Origin of the sequence: Sulfitobacter sp. 1A12157, from assembly GCF_043557345.1 — a bacterium.
GTDB lineage: Bacteria > Pseudomonadota > Alphaproteobacteria > Rhodobacterales > Rhodobacteraceae > Sulfitobacter.
Window position 1 is genome coordinate 387,275 of sequence record NZ_JBIFFV010000003.1, and the last position, 18,365, is coordinate 405,639.

General features: G+C 57.1%; 12 protein-coding genes and 2 pseudogenes. 13 read left to right on the forward strand and 1 reads right to left on the reverse strand.

The window, feature by feature from the left end; translation table 11 throughout:
- Positions 1-28 precede the first annotated feature (28 nt).
- The 13 genes and pseudogenes from ACGYLC_RS08515 (at position 29) to ACGYLC_RS08575 (ending at position 17,944) form a co-directional block, all read left to right on the forward strand.
- Complete coding sequence (locus ACGYLC_RS08515) at positions 29-928, forward strand: SPOR domain-containing protein (protein ID WP_394422559.1); 900 nt, start codon at positions 29-31, stop codon at positions 926-928.
- A 22-nt stretch (positions 929-950) separates the two neighbouring features.
- Positions 951-2,141, forward strand: coding sequence for a D-alanyl-D-alanine carboxypeptidase family protein (locus tag ACGYLC_RS08520; RefSeq protein WP_394422561.1), 1,191 nt, complete (start codon positions 951-953; stop codon positions 2,139-2,141).
- A complete protein-coding gene (tmk, locus tag ACGYLC_RS08525) occupies positions 2,138-2,782 on the forward strand; it encodes a dTMP kinase (protein ID WP_394422562.1) in 645 nt (214 codons plus the stop codon). The genes ACGYLC_RS08520 and tmk overlap by 4 nt, the downstream gene beginning before the upstream one ends.
- A 52-nt stretch (positions 2,783-2,834) precedes the next feature.
- Positions 2,835-3,947, forward strand: a complete 1,113-nt coding sequence (locus ACGYLC_RS08530) for a DNA polymerase III subunit delta' (RefSeq protein ID WP_394422564.1) — start codon at positions 2,835-2,837, stop codon at positions 3,945-3,947.
- 13 nt (positions 3,948-3,960) lie between these two features.
- Entirely contained in the window at positions 3,961-4,767 is an 807-nt protein-coding gene (locus ACGYLC_RS08535) for a TatD family hydrolase (protein WP_394400615.1), read from the forward strand.
- Complete coding sequence (locus ACGYLC_RS08540; protein ID WP_394422565.1) at positions 4,767-5,576, forward strand: MBL fold metallo-hydrolase; 810 nt, start codon at positions 4,767-4,769, stop codon at positions 5,574-5,576. Before ACGYLC_RS08535 ends, ACGYLC_RS08540 begins: the two co-directional genes overlap by 1 nt.
- Positions 5,577-5,639: 63 nt before the next feature.
- The gene (locus ACGYLC_RS08545; RefSeq protein WP_394422567.1) at positions 5,640-6,569 is read left to right on the forward strand and encodes an AEC family transporter; all 930 of its coding nucleotides are present in this window, start codon (positions 5,640-5,642) and stop codon (positions 6,567-6,569) included.
- A gap of 606 nt (positions 6,570-7,175) precedes the next feature.
- Positions 7,176-8,219, forward strand: coding sequence for an SIR2 family protein (locus ACGYLC_RS08550; RefSeq protein WP_394422568.1), 1,044 nt, complete (start codon positions 7,176-7,178; stop codon positions 8,217-8,219).
- Positions 8,212-10,071 (forward strand): ATP-binding protein, encoded by a 1,860-nt coding sequence (locus ACGYLC_RS08555; RefSeq protein WP_394422569.1) that lies wholly within the window; start codon positions 8,212-8,214, stop codon positions 10,069-10,071. The genes ACGYLC_RS08550 and ACGYLC_RS08555 overlap by 8 nt, the downstream gene beginning before the upstream one ends.
- A 169-nt stretch (positions 10,072-10,240) precedes the next feature.
- A pseudogene (locus ACGYLC_RS08560) lies at positions 10,241-10,640 on the forward strand (transposase); the annotation flags it as partial.
- Entirely contained in the window at positions 10,637-11,239 is a 603-nt protein-coding gene (locus tag ACGYLC_RS08565) for a plasmid pRiA4b ORF-3 family protein (protein WP_394422570.1), read from the forward strand. The pseudogene ACGYLC_RS08560 and the gene ACGYLC_RS08565, both read left to right, overlap by 4 nt.
- 274 nt (positions 11,240-11,513) lie before the next feature.
- Entirely contained in the window at positions 11,514-14,627 is a 3,114-nt protein-coding gene (locus tag ACGYLC_RS08570; RefSeq protein ID WP_394422571.1) for a site-specific DNA-methyltransferase, read from the forward strand.
- Positions 14,627-17,944 carry a DEAD/DEAH box helicase family protein gene (locus ACGYLC_RS08575; RefSeq protein ID WP_394422573.1) on the forward strand — a complete coding sequence of 1,106 codons (3,318 nt, stop codon included), beginning with the start codon at positions 14,627-14,629 and terminating at the stop codon, positions 17,942-17,944. Before ACGYLC_RS08570 ends, ACGYLC_RS08575 begins: the two co-directional genes overlap by 1 nt.
- A 43-nt stretch (positions 17,945-17,987) precedes the next feature.
- Here ACGYLC_RS08575 and ACGYLC_RS08580 read toward each other — a convergent pair.
- Positions 17,988-18,266 (reverse strand): annotated as a pseudogene (locus ACGYLC_RS08580) (DDE-type integrase/transposase/recombinase); the annotation flags it as partial.
- Between the last annotated feature and the right edge of the window lie 99 nt (positions 18,267-18,365).

Sequence of the window (18,365 nt, forward strand, 5' to 3'; positions counted from 1 at the left end):
GACGACAGCAGGCAAGGACATCAAGGGCATGAGCAGGGACAATCAACCGTTGCGCATCAAGAAAAGCCGCGCGGCGGGCTTGGGCGTGGGCATTCTGGCAGTTGGGTTGCTGGCCGGTTGCGAGGGCGGTGATTTCAAACTCCCCTTCGGTGCAAACGAAGGCGCCAGCGCGCCGCGCAGCACCTCGACCAAACTGGTGGAGCGTGATGTCGAAGCGCCCGAGGTTTTCTCGGCCACGGATGAGGGTCTTTGGGACGGGCGCCCCTCGCTCGGCGGGGTCTGGGTGGCGCATCCGGATGTGACCGAGCCCGAGCGCGTGATCGTGCGCAATGAGGCGAACGGGAAATTCGTTATCGGTGCCCTGTTCCGGCGTGAGCGTGAATTGCCCGGACCCAAACTGCAAATCTCTTCGGATGCCGCCGCCGCGCTTGGCATTCTGGCGGGCGCTCCGACGCCGCTGAACGTGACCGCCCTGCGCCGCGAAGAAAGCGCCGCCCCGGAAGAGAGCTTTGAGGCCGAAAACAGTGGCGACGCTGCGGCCACTCTCGCCAGCCCCGCCCCCGTGACGGCCACGGCACTGGCGCCAGCTGCAACGGCCAGCACTGCAGCCCCTGCCCCGGCGAGCGCCAAACCGGCGGCCAAACCGCCCGCCCCTGCGGCCCCGAAACCGGCGCGCCCGGCGGCTGGTGCGAAACTGTCCAAACCCTATGTGCAACTGGGCATCTTCAGCGTGGAGGCCAATGCCACCCGCACCGCCAAACAGATGCGCGGCGCGGGCATGGTGCCCACCGTCAAGCAAAGCGCGATCAACAACAAACCCTTCTGGCGCGTGGTGATCGGCCCCGCCACCAGCAAATCCGAACTCGACGCCCTTCTCAAGAAGGTCAAGGCCGAGGGCTTTACCGACGCCTACGCTGTGTCGAACTGACAAACCGGAGGAAATGCTTCCTATGATCCGCCTTTTTGCCGCCGCCGTGGCGCTGGTGCTGACGCTCCAGCCTGCCGCCGCTTTCGATACCCGCGCCACCGCCGCCTATGTGTTGGACCAGACCACCGGCACCGTGCTGCTGGCCAAGAACGCGGATGAGCCGCTGCCGCCCGCCTCCATGTCCAAGCTGATGACGCTCTACATGGCTTTCGAGGCCGTGGAACGTGGCAAGCAGAACGGCGGGCTCGATCTGGTCGAGAAACTGCCCGTCTCGGAACACGCCATGTCCTACGGCGGCTCGACCATGTTCCTTGACACCACCGACCGCGTGTCGGTCGAAGACCTCATTCGCGGGATCATCGTGCTGTCGGGCAATGACGCCAGCGCCGTGATTGCCGAAGCGCTGAGCCCCGATGGCACGGAATACGGCTTTGCCCGGCTGATGACGCAACGCGCGCAGCAGATGGGGATGACCAACTCCACCTTCGCCAATTCCAACGGCTGGCCACAGGCGGGGCATCTGATGTCGGTGCGCGATCTGGGGCTGCTGGCCAATCGGATCATCACCGACTATCCGCAGTTCTACCCGCTTTTCGCCGAACGCGAGTTCGCCTTTGATGGCCGCGCGCCGCAGAACAAGACCAACCGCAACCCGCTTTTGGGGCTTGGCATCGGCGCGGATGGCCTGAAAACCGGCCACACCAATGAGGCGGGCTATGGGTTGGTCGGCTCGGCCAAACAGGGCGACCGCCGGGTGATCTTTGTGCTCTCGGGTCTCGACAGTGCCGCCGCCCGCGCGCAGGAGGCTGAATCGGTGGTCAACTGGGCCTTCCGTCAGTTCACGCAGCGCGATCTGGGCAACGCGGGCACCCGCATCGCCGAAGCCCCTGTGGCCCTTGGCACGACCCAATCGGTCGGGCTTGAACTGAAAGACGATCTGTCGATGCTGGTGCCCGTCACCGGCGGCGATGAGATCGAGGCCGAAGTGATCTACACCGGCCCGTTCCAAGCGCCGATCAGCAAGGGCGACGAATTGGGCGAATTGGTGGTCGACCGGGGCGATTTGCCCGCGATGCGCGTGCCGCTGGTGGCCTCCAACTCCATCGCGCCGGGCGGGTTCATGGTCAAGATGACCGCCGCCGCCCTGCATCTGATGAACCGCCTCAACGCCGGGCCGCAGGCGGCCCCCAGCGTGGAAGCGGAAGCTTCGTGACCAGCGCAGAGAAGGCCCGCGCGCCGGGCCTCTTCATCACGTTCGAAGGCATTGACGGTTCCGGCAAATCCACCCAAGCGCGGCGTCTGGCGGAGCATCTGACGGCACAGGGCCATGACGTGGTACTGACCCGCGAGCCGGGCGGCAGCCCGGGGGCCGAGGAAATCCGCGCGCTTGTTTTGCAGGGCGATCCCGACCGCTGGTCGGCGCAGACGGAAATTCTGCTTTTCACCGCCGCCCGCCGCGATCATCTGGAACGCACCATTCGCCCCGCGCTCGCCGCCGGAAAGATCGTGATCTGCGACCGTTTCGCCGACAGCACGCGGATGTATCAGGGCTTGTCGCGCGGCGATCTGCGGCAGATGGTCGATGACCTGCACGCGCTGATGATCGGGGTGGAACCTGACCTGACCCTCTTGATCGACATGGACCCCGCCCATGGCCTTGAACGCGCCCTCTCGCGCCAGACGGCAGAGGAGCGGTTCGAGGATTTCGGCGTGGAACTTCAAGCCAAGATGCGCGCGGGTTTTCTGAGCCTTGCCGAGGAATTCTGCGACCGCTTCCATGTGATCGACGGGGGCCGCGACATCGACAGCGTGGCCCGTGACGTGACCGCCTGCGTCACCGCGCGATTGGGCTGATCCACGCGCCCTGCCCGCTTCCCTCTGCGGCGAAACATGCTAGACCGAGGCCATGACAGACGACGCCCCCCAGCCAGACCGTGTGGAAGGTGCCCGCCACCCGCGCGACACGCCGAAACTGATCGGCCAAAGCGCCGCCGAGACTGCCTTTCTCGACGCTTTCAACAGCGGCAAATTGCACCACGCATGGATGCTGACCGGCCCGCGCGGCGTGGGCAAGGCGACGCTGGCTTGGCGCATCGCGCGGTTTCTTCTGGCGACCCCCGACCCGGATGGCGGCATGTTCGACCTGCCCCCGGCCGACACGCTTGAGATCGACGCCGAGCACCCGGTCGCCCGCCGCGTGGCCGCCGGGGCCGAGGCGGGGCTGAAATCCGTCACCCGCACGCTGAACCCCGACACCAAGAAGATGCGCAAGCAGATCGTCGTCGATGACATCCGCGCGCTGAACGGTTTTTTCCAGATGTCCGCCGCCGATGGGGGACGCCGCGTTGTCATCATCGACGACGCGGATGAGATGAACCCCAACGCCGCCAACGCGCTGCTCAAGATGCTGGAGGAACCGCCCGAGCGCGCCGTCCTGCTGCTGCTCAGCCACCAACCCTCCAGCCTGTTGCCCACCATCCGCTCGCGCTGCCGCACCCTGCGGCTCGGCACGCTCGACGCGGATCAGATGGCCGAGGCACTGGCCGGCTCGGGTGTGGAGGTCGAGGACGATCCCGCCGCACTGGCCGAGCTTTCCGGCGGGTCGGTCGGCGGGGCGCTGCGCCTGTCGCTGATGGGCGGGGTGAAAACCTATGCCGATCTCGTCGGGCTGATCTCTTCGCTGCCGCAACTCGACCGGGGCCGCGCCATCAAACTGGCCGAAGCCGCAGCACAGCGCGGGGGGGAGGCGAAACTCGACCTGCTCTTTACCCTCTTGGACCTGCTGCTGGTGCGTCTGGCACGTACCGGGGCCACAGGTGCGCCGCCCGCGCAGCCCGCCTGCGCTGATGAGATCGCGGTGCTGCAACGCCTCTCGCCCAGCCCCGCACAGGGGCGCGCATGGGCCGATGCGGCGCAGCAGATATCCGACCGCGCCCGTCACGGGCTGGCGGTGAACCTTGACCCTGCCGCGCTGGTCCTAGATACCCTGCGGCAGATAGGCCAGACGGCGCCAAGATAGCCGAAAGGACAGCATGACCGACACGCCCCAGATCACCGACAGCCATTGCCACCTCGACTTCGAGAGCCTGCAAGAAGACCTGCCCGGCGTCATCGCCCGTGCGGCGGAGGCCGGCGTCACCCGCATGGTCACCATCTGCACCCGGCTGAAGAACGAGCCCAGCGTGCGGGCCATTGCCGAGGCGCATGCGCCGGTGTTCTACGCCGCAGGCACCCATCCGATGTCCGCCGCGGAAGAACCGATGGCTTCGGTCGACGACCTTCTGACCCTCGCTCAGCACCCCAAGATGGTCGGCATCGGTGAGACGGGCCTCGACTACCACTACACCGCCGAGAGCGCCGAGGTGCAAAAGACCTCCCTGCGCATCCATATCGCGGCGGCGCGGGAAAGTGGCTTGCCGCTGATCATCCATGCCCGCGATGCGGATGACGACATGGCCCGCATCCTGCGCGAGGAACATGCGAATGGCGCCTATAGCTGCGTCATGCATTGCTTCTCCTCCTCCGCTGAACTGGCCCGTGCCGCGCTCGATCTGGGGTTCTACCTGTCGATGTCCGGCATCACCGCCTTCCCCAAATCGCAGGCGCTGCGCGACATTTTCGCTGCCGCCCCGCTCGACCGAATTGTGGTGGAAACCGACGCGCCCTATCTCGCCCCGCCGCCGCATCGCGGCAAACCGAATGAGCCTGCCTTCACCGCCCATACCGCCCGCCGCGCGGCAGAGACCTTTGGCCTCGACTACGCCGACTTTGCGGCCTGCACGCAGGAGAATTTTGAACGTCTCTTCGCGAAAGCCGCCGCTTGGGAGCCTGCGCGCTGATGGCCGACCTGCGGGTGACCATATTGGGCTGCGGCTCTTCCGGCGGGGTCCCGCGGATCGGCGGCCACTGGGGGGCTTGCGACCCGAATGAACCCAAGAACACCCGCCGCCGCTGCTCGATCCTTGTGGAGCGGGTGACGGAGGCAGGCACCACCACCGTTTTGATCGACACCTCCCCCGACATGCGCAGCCAACTCTTGGACGCAGGCATCGGGCGGCTCGATGCGGTGGTCTATACCCATTCCCACGCGGATCACGTTCACGGGCTGGACGATTTGCGCATGGTGGTGATGAACATGCGCGCGCGGCTGCCGGTCTGGGCCGATGCACCCACGCGGGACGCGCTGATCGAACGGTTTGGCTATGCTTTCGTGCAGCCCGAATGGTCCAGCTACCCGCCCATCCTCGACATGCATGAGATCACCGGCGAGGTCAGCATCGACGGGCCGGGCGGCAGGCTGAAGTTCGCGCCCTTCACCGTCACCCATGGCAATATCGACGCGCTTGGTTTTCGCTTTGACGATATCGTCTATCTGCCCGATGTCTCGGCCATCCCCGAGGCCTGCTGGCCGATGATGGACAACCTGCGCTGCTGGATCGTCGACGCACTGCGGCGGGAGCCGCATCCGACCCATAGCCATCTGGCGCAGTCGCTTAGCTGGATCGACCGGGTGGCGCCGCAGACGGCAGTGCTTACCAATATGCACAACGACCTCGATTATCACACCGTCGCCGCAGAGACGCCGGATCACATTCAACCGGCCTATGACGGGCTGACCCTTCATTTCCCCCTTCCCCATTCAGACTAGGCAGCGCCGGGCGCGGGCCTAAGGGTCGGCGCCCCCGCCGCACCCCCATAAGGCCCCTATCAAGTGCAAACTCTCTTAGACGTCATCCTGCCGGTCTTTCTGGTCATCGGCTTTGGTTATGTTGCGGTCTGGCGCGGGCTCTTCCCCGTGACTGGTATCGACGGGGTGATGAAATTCACCCAGAATTTCGCCATCCCCTGTCTGCTGTTCCAAGCCATCGCCCGCATTGACTTATCAAGCAGCTATGACCCTCGCCTTTTGGGCAGTTTCTATGGCGGCGCGGCGCTTTGCTTTGCGCTTGGCATCCTTGGCGCGCGGCTCTTGTTCCGCCGCGAATGGGAAGACAGCGTGGCGATCGGCTTCTGCTGCCTGTTCTCGAACTCGATCCTGCTGGGCCTGCCAATCACCGAACGCGCCTACGGGCCCGAGGCGCTGGCCGGGAACTATGCGATCCTGTCGTTCCACGCGCCCTTTTGCTACGGCTTGGGCATCACGGTGATGGAATTCGTGCGCAACCGCGGCCAATCGGGCCTCTCACTGCTGCGCAACGTGAGCCGGGCGATGTTTCGCAACGCGCTGGTTCTGGCGATCCTCGGCGGCTTTGCCGTCAACCTCAGCGGCCTGCCGATCCCCGGTGTGGTGGATGACGCGCTGTCGCTCATCGTCCGCGCCGCCCTGCCCGCCGCGCTCTTTGCGCTAGGCGGCGTGCTGCTGCAATATAAGCCCGAAGGCGACATGAAGGCGATCCTCATGGTCTGCGCCATCGCCCTACTGGTGCACCCCGCGCTGGTTTGGAGCTTTGGCACAATGCTGTCGCTGCCGCAGGCCGGTTTCCGGTCCGGCGTGTTGACCGCGGCCATGGCACCGGGGTTCAACGCCTATATTTTCGCTAATATGTACGGCCGTGCGCGCCGTGTGGCGGCCAGTTCGGTGCTGATCGCGACGGGCAGTTCGATCCTGACGGTATGGCTTTGGCTCACGGTGCTGGGCTGAAGCGGTCCGTGCGCGAAAATCCTGCGTAATCTGTGGCTTACCGGGAAAAGTGGTGCGGGTGAAGGGACTCGAACCTTTGTAGGGGGTATTAAACCTACTGATTGATTGATTGCGCGCAGTAAAGGCCGAGTATTTATGGAAATCTCCCCATCTAACCGCATTAGTATATCCATGCTTTACATACTGATTATCCTACTGTTACCCAGAATCCTGACTATCAGTAGGTCAGCATGTTATAGAGCTACACGCTTACCCGCCAACGAAAGCGACGGCATCGGCATCCGCTCATTTTAGTCCCGGAAAAGAGCTATGCGGGACGGAGCGGACGTTCGCCGTACCGCAAACAATGACCGCTTCCAGCCCGAGACGAGCCCATAGTTGGCCGCGATCCAGTCAATTCAGTACATGTAGTTGGCGCAGAAACCGAACTTTCTCTGTTTGTCCATGATCAACATAGCTGGTGTACTAAAGCAGACAGTTAAAACGCCTTTGCTGATAAAACCCGACTTGCCCTTTTATACCCCATATAATTTATTCCGCAGACCTTCCTTACAACGGGAAATCTGACGTATGCTCCTCGAGAATTTGTTTAGAAGAGCATAGAGCATGGAAATTCTTGAACTTAACGAACCGGAGAGATTAGCACCGCTCTTGGAGCGCTACATTCAATCAGCACACCTCAATTTTCTATTCGGCTCTGGCGCGTCGATGCCTGCGATCGAGCTTGCTGGCGCTGTAGAACAGGAAATCGACCAACATCTCGCTGCTTCGGAACATGAGGAAGCAAACAAAAAAGCTCTGATCTTCATCGAAGAACTGGAATACCAGAATGGGTTTCTGCCCACCGGGTACACAGAGGGCGACGATACGGATACGACGCTCCAGAATTACCTTCGTTTTTTAAACTCTATCGACCGCATTCTATTTGAGCGCAAAAACATCCTTTTGCCCCGCCAGGCCAACGTTTTCACAACCAACTACGACGAGTTTTTTGAGGTTGCTGCATCGCATCTTCCTACGTTGGTTCTGAACGACGGCTTCAACCGGCGTATAGGCAACGCAGGCTTCGAGTATGCACCGGAGTTATTTTTTGACAGAGTTTACAGGTCTGGTGCAGTTTATCAGCATCAATCCGAAGTACCGACTGTGAACTTAATCAAAGTGCATGGATCGATCTCGTGGAAGCGTCAGGCCGATGAGAAGATCAAACTTGGACAAGCAGAAAAAGTTGAACTCACAACGGTTCAGAAAAACAACCCACAAGACGTAAAGGATGCGCTTTCGAAGCGAGCTGTGATATTACCTAACATGCGGAAATTCGAGTCTACATTATTGGATAGAGTTTATTTTGACCTTTTGCGCCTATACACGAACGCAATGGAAATGGAGAATGCCTTACTCTTCGTATTTGGTTTTTCATTTGCCGACGAGCATATCTTGGACATCACCCGACGAGCTTTACGCAATCCTACCGCAAAGGTCGTGATATTTGCCTTTAATCAGAGTGGCGCTGCCAACTTCGAGGCGAAGTTCTCAGCCCACCGCAATGTTCTGATAATCAAACCTAAAAAAGGTCGGCATATTGGCTTTCGGGAACTAAACTCTCTTTTCGATATGATCGGCATGATCCCCAAGGCTAATCATGATTGATGCTCGCCTTCAGCAAGAAGCTGTACTCAGGGTTGGCGAGGTGACAGAGGTTACCGGCCGCAATATCTCAGTGACGATGGACAAGGATAAGAACCTATCCGAACTGTTTTTTAACGGTGATTTGATCCGCAACGTCGCAGTAGGCAGCTATATCGAAATCAGAAAGGGTTTTTTCAGTTTGATAGGAAAGGTTGATGGTGAATTCGCTCGCCCCGACATGACCTATGTATCTGAAGCCAGCAAGGTGCCCAATTTAAAAAGGTCACTGTCAATTACTCTTGTAGGCTATGTCGACCATTCCGGGACGTTCTATGGCGGCACCAAAGAATTACCATTGGTCGGCAACGAAGCCTACTTGCTGACGAGTGAGAAAGTACACCAAATTCATAATCTCGTCTCGGAAGATACGATACCCCTCAATGTAGCGGTATCGGACTATGAGGGATTTGAAATTAACCTCCCTGTCGACGGCTTGATGAACAGTCACATCGCTATTTTCGGAAATACTGGTAGCGGGAAATCGAACACGGTTGCTTTGTTGTACCAGAGCTATATCAAAGCCATGCGACAAAGAAATCAAAATTTATTCGATCAGCGTGTCCGAATTGTGTTCTTCGACTTCAACGGGGAGTATTCTCGGAAGAATTGCCTAACGTCGGAAAAGACGGTCTACAATCTCTCGACCCGACACGATCAAGGAGACAAAGTACCACTGTCTAACTCTGGATTCCTTGACTTCGAGACAATAGCAATCCTCGCGGACGCAACCGAAAAGACGCAACGGCCATTCATACGACGCGCTCTGGATGAGGCGAAAAGGATAGGAAATGATCTCCGGGGGCAGGAGCACCTCCATAACATCCTGCGAATGCAAATTAAACAAATATTGCAGATGGCCGACAAAGAGAGAGCAACCCTTTTGATTGACTATATGCGTCAGCTGTTACCTGAACGAATTGAAGAAGGTGTGAGTGTGCCGCTAGATATCGATCTCGAATGGCACAATACGATGGCGGAGTTCAAAGGCAACGGTAATTTTCTACGATCACATCCTGACGAAATACTAAATACCGAGTTATACCGACGTGTCGATCGCTTCCAATTTGCCAAAGACATTATTCTGGACTTCATCTCTATCTGTTATGTTCAACTGGTTTGGGACGTACTGAGTAATCGCGCTCAGAATGAGCATATCGCCCCGGCAATCAATAAGCTAAAGAGCAAACAGGGCGACATCCGAAAGGTACTTGACCCCCTAAATGTTCGTGACATGTTCGACAAGAACGTTATCGTAATCAACCTCCACGACGTCAACATTGAAATGAAGAAAACGCTTCCTCTTTTGATCTCGAAGCGGATCTATCAGGAACAAAAAGATCGAGCGGATACGGCCACTGCGTTGACTATCGTAATAGATGAAGCCCACAATATCCTGTCTAACGAGTCATCTCGAGAAGCGGAAAGCTGGAAGGACTACAGGCTGGAAACCTTCGAAGAAATCATCAAAGAAGGCAGAAAATTCGGGGTGTTTGTAACTGTCTCAAGTCAGCGTCCGAGTGACATATCCCAAACGATCACCTCACAAGCCCATAATTACTTCATTCATCGGCTAATCAATCACCGCGATCTACAATCCATTGCTACGGCCGTATCATACATAGATAAAATCACAGAGGAGTCGATCCCCACGCTGCCAACGGGAACCTGCATATTTAGCGGAATGGCAGGCCAAATGCCCATGAAACTGGCTATGAGAGCTCTACCCGATATGCAGCAGCCAAAGAGCATGACGCGAAAATTGTCTGAAATCGTGCCCTCGGTACAGGTCGATTCAAACAATCCAGAGATTTAGGCTTCCACCTCACTTCCGCACCCTAGCTATGCTAGGTTCGGCATCGAATGTCCGATGTGGGGAAATCTACAGCGCGGCTTCCTCCCATACGCGAGATGCGGTTTCTTTAATCTCTTTGATCCGCGGCTCTAACGTGGCTTGGTAGCACCAGCGAAACTTGTACCGATATGTGCATGATTGGAAATTGGCCGAGCGGGCTCGGATGTCAAAGCACAACCCTGTTGCCAAGGCGATCGACTACATGCTCGAGGGGACAGGTGGCTGGGAGGCCTTCTCCGCTTTCCTCGATGACGGGCGTCTCTGCTTTACGAACAATGCCGCCGAACGGGCGCGCAGAGGGGATCGCATTGGGCAGAAGGTCACGGTTTTTTGCAGGGTCTGAACGCGGTGGCGAAAGAGCAGCCTTCATGTATACCCTCATCGAAAGGGCAAAAATGAACGACATCGCCCCGCAGGCAAGGATGGCAGACGTCTTGGCGCGACTGCCCCATATGCCTGTGTCACGCTTTCCAGAGCTGTTACCTTGGAATTGGAAGACCGCCATGGAATTGAAGAGGATTGCTGCATGACGCTGGTCGCGCGCCTCAAGGTCACATTGTCCGATGTCGAGCCTCGGGTGCTTCGACGCTTTGACGTGCCCCTCAAGATCAAGCTGAACCGCCTGCATGATGTGATCCAGGCTGCCATGGGATGGACCGACAGTCACCTGTATGAGTTCAGGGCCGGCGGCAGCGGCTGGGGCGTGCCAGATCCAGATGGTTTTTACGATGGCCCGATGCCCGCCACCAAAACCAGCCTGCTTGACGTGATCGAAGATGTGGGAACCAAGACCATCCATTACATCTATGACTTTGGCGACAACTGGCATCACGTGATCAAGATCGAGAAAATCGATGGCTCTATCACGGGCGCTGCATATCCACGCCTTGTCAGGGCTATCGGTGCTTGCCCTCCCGGGGATGTGGGTGGCTTCTCCGGCTACGCTGACTTCCTCGAAGCCATAGCCGACCCCAAACACGAAGAACACAACCAGATGCTGGAATGGTATGGGGGGCAGTTCGACCCGAATGAGGCAGAGATCGGCCGCATCCTAGATAACTTCGAGCGTCTTGCCAAAAAACGGGTCCCGAAACCGCGTAAACCAAAAGCCGCACCCAAACGCCTCTGATCAATACGGCGCGCCCACGGCATTCGCCGAAGCCTTACGCTACATCGCTCGAAGAGATCGCCACCCTCCAGCCGAAACCTCAAGAGCTGGAACGCAGCTAGGGCAACCACCGGCATAAAATCATAAATCTGGAAGACGAGGTCGCCTACAAACGGAATAACTTGTTCTTTAGCGCCAAAAGAGCCTCAGCTAAGGCCACCCGGTCGAAACTCAGTTTACGATCCGCTAGGCGGTCGTGTAATCCAGGCTAGACACATCAAGGATAAGAAGAACAATGAGCAATTTTGATGCCCTCGTTGCCAAGCTGCGCGAAATTTTCCAGATCGACCGGCCCGACCTTGATTTTGGCGTCTATCGCATTCTCAACGCCCGCGCTGGCGAGATCGAAAACTACCTGACCAAACGCCTTAAGGCACGGGTAGTGGAGGCGCTGGCAGCCGGGACGATGGCAAATACCGAGATGCTCAAAGCCGACATCGCCAGAGCCGAAAAGGCAGCCGAGGATGCTGGCATAAGCGCAGACCAGTCACCCAAGGTCCAAGAGCTTCGGGCGCAGCTTGCAGCCGCCAACGCTGGCGCGTCCGTGCATGAGAACCAAGTCTTCTCGCACTTGCTGACGTTCTTTTCGCGCTACTACAACAAGGGCGACTTCCTCAGCATGCGCCGCTATAAGGGCGATACCTACGCCATTCCCTATGCCGGCGAAGAGGTAATGCTGCATTGGGCGAACCGCGATCAGTACTACACCAAGTCGGGCGAATCCTTCTCCGACTTCAGCTTCAAATTGGACGATGGCCGCGCAGTCCACTTCCGCCTTGTCGCGGCCGACACGGCCAAGGACAACCGGAAGGACAACGATAAGGAACGCCGTTTCGTTCTGGCTACCGCCCGCACCGTCGTCCGGACGGATGAAGATGGCGAAACTTATGAGGAAACGATCTCGCCGGTGGCGGAGGAAGACGGCGCGCTGGTGATCCGGTTCGACTATACACCGCACCCCAAACGCACTAGGCAAGAGGCGCTGGTCGATGAGGCCGTTTCGGTAGTCCTCGATGACGAGGCGGTCAAGGCACGCTGGCAAGCGCTGACGGCGCGTGCGCCAACGGACAAGAAGCCGAACCGCACGCTTCTGGAAAAGAACCTGACAACCTACACCCAGAAAAACACGGCCGATTATTTCATCCACAAAGATTTGGGCGGCTTCCTGCGGCGGGAACTGGATTTTTACATTAAGAACGAGGTGATGAACCTGGACGATGTGCAGGAGGCCGAGGCCTTTGCCGCCATTGAGAAAAGCTTGCATATGATTCAGTGCCTGCGTGCCATCGCGCTGGATCTGATCATCTTTCTGGCCAGCATCGAGAATTTCCAGAAGAAGTTGTGGCTTAAGAAGAAATTCGTGGTGGCCGCGCACTATTGCGTGACGCTGGACAGGGTACCGGAAGCGCTTTACCCCACCATTGCGGCGAACTCGGCGCAATGGGTTCAGTGGCATAATCTAGGTCTGTGGATGTCGGCAACGGCGGGCCGTGTCGAGGATCTCAAGGCCGCTCCCTTCTTGATGGTGGACACCGCGCTGTTCGATGCGGGGTTCCGGGCCGACCTATTGAAAGCGATCCCCAATCTGGATGCCAGCCTCGACGGACTGCTTGTGCATGGGGATAACTTTCAGGCGCTGACGTTGCTGGGGGAGCGGTATCGCGACGAGTTCGACTGCATCTACATCGATCCTCCGTACAACACTGACGCATCTGCCATCGATTACAAAAATGGCTATAAATCGTCCAGTTGGATTACTTTGCTTGATAGTCGCCTAAGGGCTGGAAAGCCGCTACTGAAGACAAGCGGCGTTCTCTTTGCGGCAATCGACGACGCTCAATTCCGTGAACTTAGCTTTTTGGCCGAAGAAATCTTTGAGAAGTTCTTGGGCACATTTGCTGTCCGCGCCAACCCATCGGGAAGACCGATGAAGACAGGCTACTCAGTCTCTCATGAATACATGATAGCATTAGGCCGATCCGATGAGTCTTTTATCCGGCGCCTTCCTCCGACAGATGCTCAGAAAGCCCGCTTTAATCAGATCGACCAAGATGGCCCGTTTGAGTGGCGGAATCTTCGGCGTGAAGGTTCAAACTCAGACCGGGCGGCACGGAGCAGGCTCTACTATCCAATATACCTATCTGGACAGTCTATCCGCGTACCGAAAATGGAATGGGCTGAAGAGAACAATTCTTGGACTGTTCTCGAAGACCCGCGGCCTGATGAAGTGGCCGTCTATCCGGATAATGATGACGGCGACCAGAAAACATGGCGGTGGGAGGGCGATACAGTGATGGTATCTTTGGACCAACTTGCAGTGCGTAAAGATCGCTCGGGAAAGGACTACGTCTATTACAAGCGGCGACCAAATAACGACGGCGTTGTTTCAGTGTCGACATGGGCTGACGCTAAACACTCTGCCACAGAGCATGGTTCGAATTTTCTGAAGCATTTCTTTGAGGGAAAGAGCTTTTCATATCCGAAGTCTATCCATGTGGTCAGTGATGCCGTATACATCGGTGGAGCTTCCGAACGCCATTCCAAGTCTCTGGATTTTTTTGCGGGGTCAGGCACCACGGGGCATGCGATCATAAACTTGAATCGCGCCGATAACGGGAAGCGAAAATATGCCTTGGTAGAACAAGGCGAGTATTTCGAGACCGTTTTGAAACCGCGCATGATGAAGGTTGTCTATTCCGCCGACTGGTCCGAAGGCAAACCCACCGCCCCCGAAACAGGCATCAGCCATGGTTTCAAGGTGCTCAAGGTCGAGAGCTATGAAGATGTCCTTAACAACCTTAACCTAAAACGGTCGGACGCGCAGACCAGGTTGCTCAGCGAGTTCAGCGCAGAAAAGCGCGACGATTATCTGATGCGCTACATGCTGGATGTCGAAACAAAGAGATCGCTCCTGTCCGTGTCAGATTTTCGCAAGCCCTTTAACTACACGCTCAAGGTCGCCGTCGACAGCGCCGGCGCTTGGGAGGAGCGCGGGATCGATCTGGTCGAGACCTTCAATTACCTGATTGGTTTGACCGTCCGCGCCATCGATATCCAGCTCGAACACGGTTTCACCACGGTTGACGGTTGGTTACCCACGGGCGAAAAAACCCTGATTCTGTGGCGCGACTGCGAGAGGATCAACTATGAGGAGCTGTCTCGCCTGTGCGACAAGCTGGCGATCACCCCCGCCGACAGCGAATACGACGTGGTCTACATCAACGGCGACCACAACATCCCCTCCGTTGTTGAAACCACCGAGGAAGCGGGCAGCACCACCAAGAAACTGATGCTGCGCCAAATCGAACCCGCCTTCCTAGACGCCATGTTCAACGTGGATGACGTCTGATGGCACGGAAACCGAAGAAGAAACGCACCTTTCATCAGGAGCTGGTGCTGAACCGATGGATGCTGAGCCATTTCCACGGTGATGGCCTGATGACCCTGAAGGCACGGTTGGGCGATGACCGCCATGAGGGCATCGACGACGACGGCCAGACGAAGTTCTTCCACGAGTTGACGCGTAATCTGTTCAACATGGATCGGATCAGCGAGGCCGAATTGCGCCGCTATGACCTGAACATCGTCACTCACTGGCAGAAGATCACCCATCGCCGCAATATGGCGACGGGTGAAATCTTTACGATGAAGTATTTCCAGTACCTGTCGCTTTTGTTCACGGAGATATACCTCGACTGGTATTTCAACCGACGCCAAGACTTGCTGGATGGGCTGAACGCGCAGATGGCCGAGTATCGAGCGGAGGACGGCGCCGAGGCGTTCAAGGATTACAGCGCCGACGACCTAAATAAGCTTGCCTTCTGGAACGCGACAGGCAGCGGCAAGACGCTTCTCCTGCATGTCAACATCTTGCAGTATCTGCATTACTTCCAAGCAGGAAACTCGCATCTATTTCCTGACCGGGTCATCATGTTGACGCCGAACGAGGGTCTGTCCCGCCAGCATCTTGAAGAGTTTCGCCAGTCCGGCATAAATGCTCGCGTCTTCGACAAGAACCAGTCTGGATCGCTGTTAAAAGGCTGGGTGGACGTAATTGAGGTGACGAAACTGGCTGATGAAATGGGCGACAAGACCGTCGCCACGGGCGCGTTCGAGGGCGACAATCTGGTGTTGGTCGACGAAGGCCACCGCGGCACCGGCAGTGCGGGCGGCGTCTGGATGTCACGGCGCGCGGCGCTGGTGAAGGGCGGGTTTGCCTTTGAATACAGCGCAACCTTCAGCCAGTCCGTCGCTAAGGGCACGACCGTCGCCAAGGCTGAGGAAGACATCCTGAAGGCAAAGGCCAAGCGGCTGTTCGACAAGACACTGAGGCAATTGGACGACGCGGAACGCGCGCAGTTGCAGCTGACGGCCGAAAACAGGACACGTGCGCGCGTTGACGGTATCCGTGAATCATATGCTAAAGCAGTGCTAATCGACTACAGCTACAAGTATTTTTACGCTGACGGTTATGGGAAAGAATCACTAATCCTGAACCTGAACGACAAAGGGTACGACAAGCACGGCGAACTGTATCTTACAGCTTGTCTGCTGAGTTTCTACCAGCAGCTCTGGTTGTGGGACACTCACCACGATGAGATCGCGGATTTCAACATTGAGAAGCCCCTGTGGGTTTTCGTTGGCAATACGGTGGCCGGCGAGGGCAGCGATATCCTCGAGGTCATCAAGTTCCTCGCCTGGTTCTTAAACCATCCTGCCGAGGCCACGACATGGATCACAGACCTCGTTGCCGATAAAGCACGGCTGCTGGATCCGAAAGGAAACGACATTTTCGCCGGGCGGTTCATGCCCCTTATGCACCACGAAGCCGCGACGATCTATGACGATATCCTGAAACGGATGTTCAATGCCGATGCCCGTCAGCGACTGAAGCTAGTGAACCTGCGCAACAGTAAGGGCGAACTGGCCTTGCGCGTCGGATCGTCTGATCCCTTCGGCCTAATTAACATTGGCGACGACACTAAGTTTTTCAAAAATGCTGAGGAGAACGATGAATTCGACACGGAAACGGACGATTTCGGAGCCGGGATGTTTGCCACGATCAACGAGAAAGACAGCAAGCTAAATGTCTTGATCGGGTCCAGGAAATTCACGGAAGGTTGGTCAAGCTGGCGGGTGTCGACCATGGGTCTGCTCAACATGGGACAAGGCGAAGGCTCGCAGATCATTCAGCTGTTTGGCCGTGGCGTCCGCCTCAAAGGACGCGGCATGTCGCTAAAGCGCTCAATGCCGGCGGATCGCCCCAGGGGCACGCACATGGAACTGCTTGAAACGCTGAACATATTCGGCGTTCGGGCGAATTATATGGCCACCTTCAAGGACTACCTAAAGGAGGAGGGCATAACGCCGAGCGACGAGATTATTCAGCTTGATTTCCCGACAAGAACGAACCTTCCCTCCGGAACTCGGCTCAAGACACTGAATCTGAGAGACGGCTATAAAGATAATCAGATCAATGGTTTCAAACGTGCCCATTTTCCGACGCTCTATGAGATCCCTACCGAGTTCGTAGGCAAGATCAAACCTCCGCACGTGGCGCTCGACCTCTATCCTCGTATCGAAGCGATCACAACGTCGGTCAATACTACTGCAAACGGGTCGGACGGGCGAAACCGCGGCAAACTCAATAAAGCAGCAATCGCCTGCTTTGATTGGGATGCAGTATTTACCGCCGTGCAAGAGTACAAGCTTTTGAAAGGCTGGAGCAATCTGAAGGTCGACCGAGAGCGCCTGTACCAGTTCTGTCTTGGAGACGACAGCTGGTACACCCTTTTTATTCCCCAGGCGGAACTGGAAGTGTCGAGTTTTTCCGATGTAGAGCGTCAGCAGAATGTTATGCTTCAGCTACTCACCGATTACACTGACCGTTTCTATCGAGGTTTGAAGGCGGCGTATGAAGGCATGTACTATGATGTCGCACCTGTTACCAAGGATGCCGGTTCGATAATTAAGCTGTACCAGTTCGAAATCGAAAACACCGACGTCGGTCTTGAGTACAAGACAAAACTTGAAGCCCTCTCCGCTCTCGTTACTTCTGGAAAAATTGGCGAAGCCAGCAAGTGGAATGCACCACATATGGTCGCGGTCAGCTTTGGCCAGCATCTGTATTATCCGCTGCTCTCTCCCATCAAAGATGCGGTAGTCCCGCTTAAGATGCGGCCGCTAGCCCTTGGGGAGCCAAGCGAGGTCCGATTCGTCGAAGACATGATGGCATTCTACGAATCTCCATTTGGGAAGGAGAGGCTTCGAGGTCGTAGCCTATATCTGCTGCGCAACGCGGACAATCGCGCTAAGGGGCTTGGGTTCGCCTTGGCTGGTAATTTTTATCCTGACTTTCTGCTGTGGCTGGTCGACGATGCCACCGGCAAGCAATGGCTGTCATTTATCGATCCAAAGGGCATTCGAAATCTGAACATTTCCGACCCAAAATTTGGCTTATACAAAGGAGTAAAAGAGATAGAGAAGCAGTTAGGAGACGAAATGATCACTTTGAATGCATTCATCCTGTCTGTGACGAAGTTTGACGATATGCTCAACGTATCCGGCTTCACTTCGAAATCAGAGCTTGAAGATAGGAATGTTCTGTTCATGGATGATGGTGGGCCCAAATACCTTTCGTTGCTTCTGGAAAAAGCACTCACTTGATTCTCGAAGCCTTTTACTTCCGCACCGGGAGCCAACCAAAGGCCTCGTCCTCGCCGACCACGGCAGTCTCCATCCGGTCATAGAGGATCTCCTCAGGCACGCCGCCCATGTCCGAGAAAGCCGCGTTATGCCAGCGCAGGACCGATTGCAGATCCCGGCTGGCGACGAACCGGCCCCAGAGCCAGCGGCTGTGCCCGAGCACCATCGAGACCAGCTAGACCTTTCGCACACCACTGAGTCCGTCGGCGAACTCAACTTTAAACTCGGCAAAATCGACCTGGGCCTCCATACCCGGTGGGGTTCCGAACCAGCGCTCGAACTGCGTCCGCCTGGGCGGGCGTACCGTAAGCATCCGGCGTAGGCCACAGGTGGGTCATCGCTCGAGATCACGGTTCATTAAGATGAGCACTTGCAGGTTTTG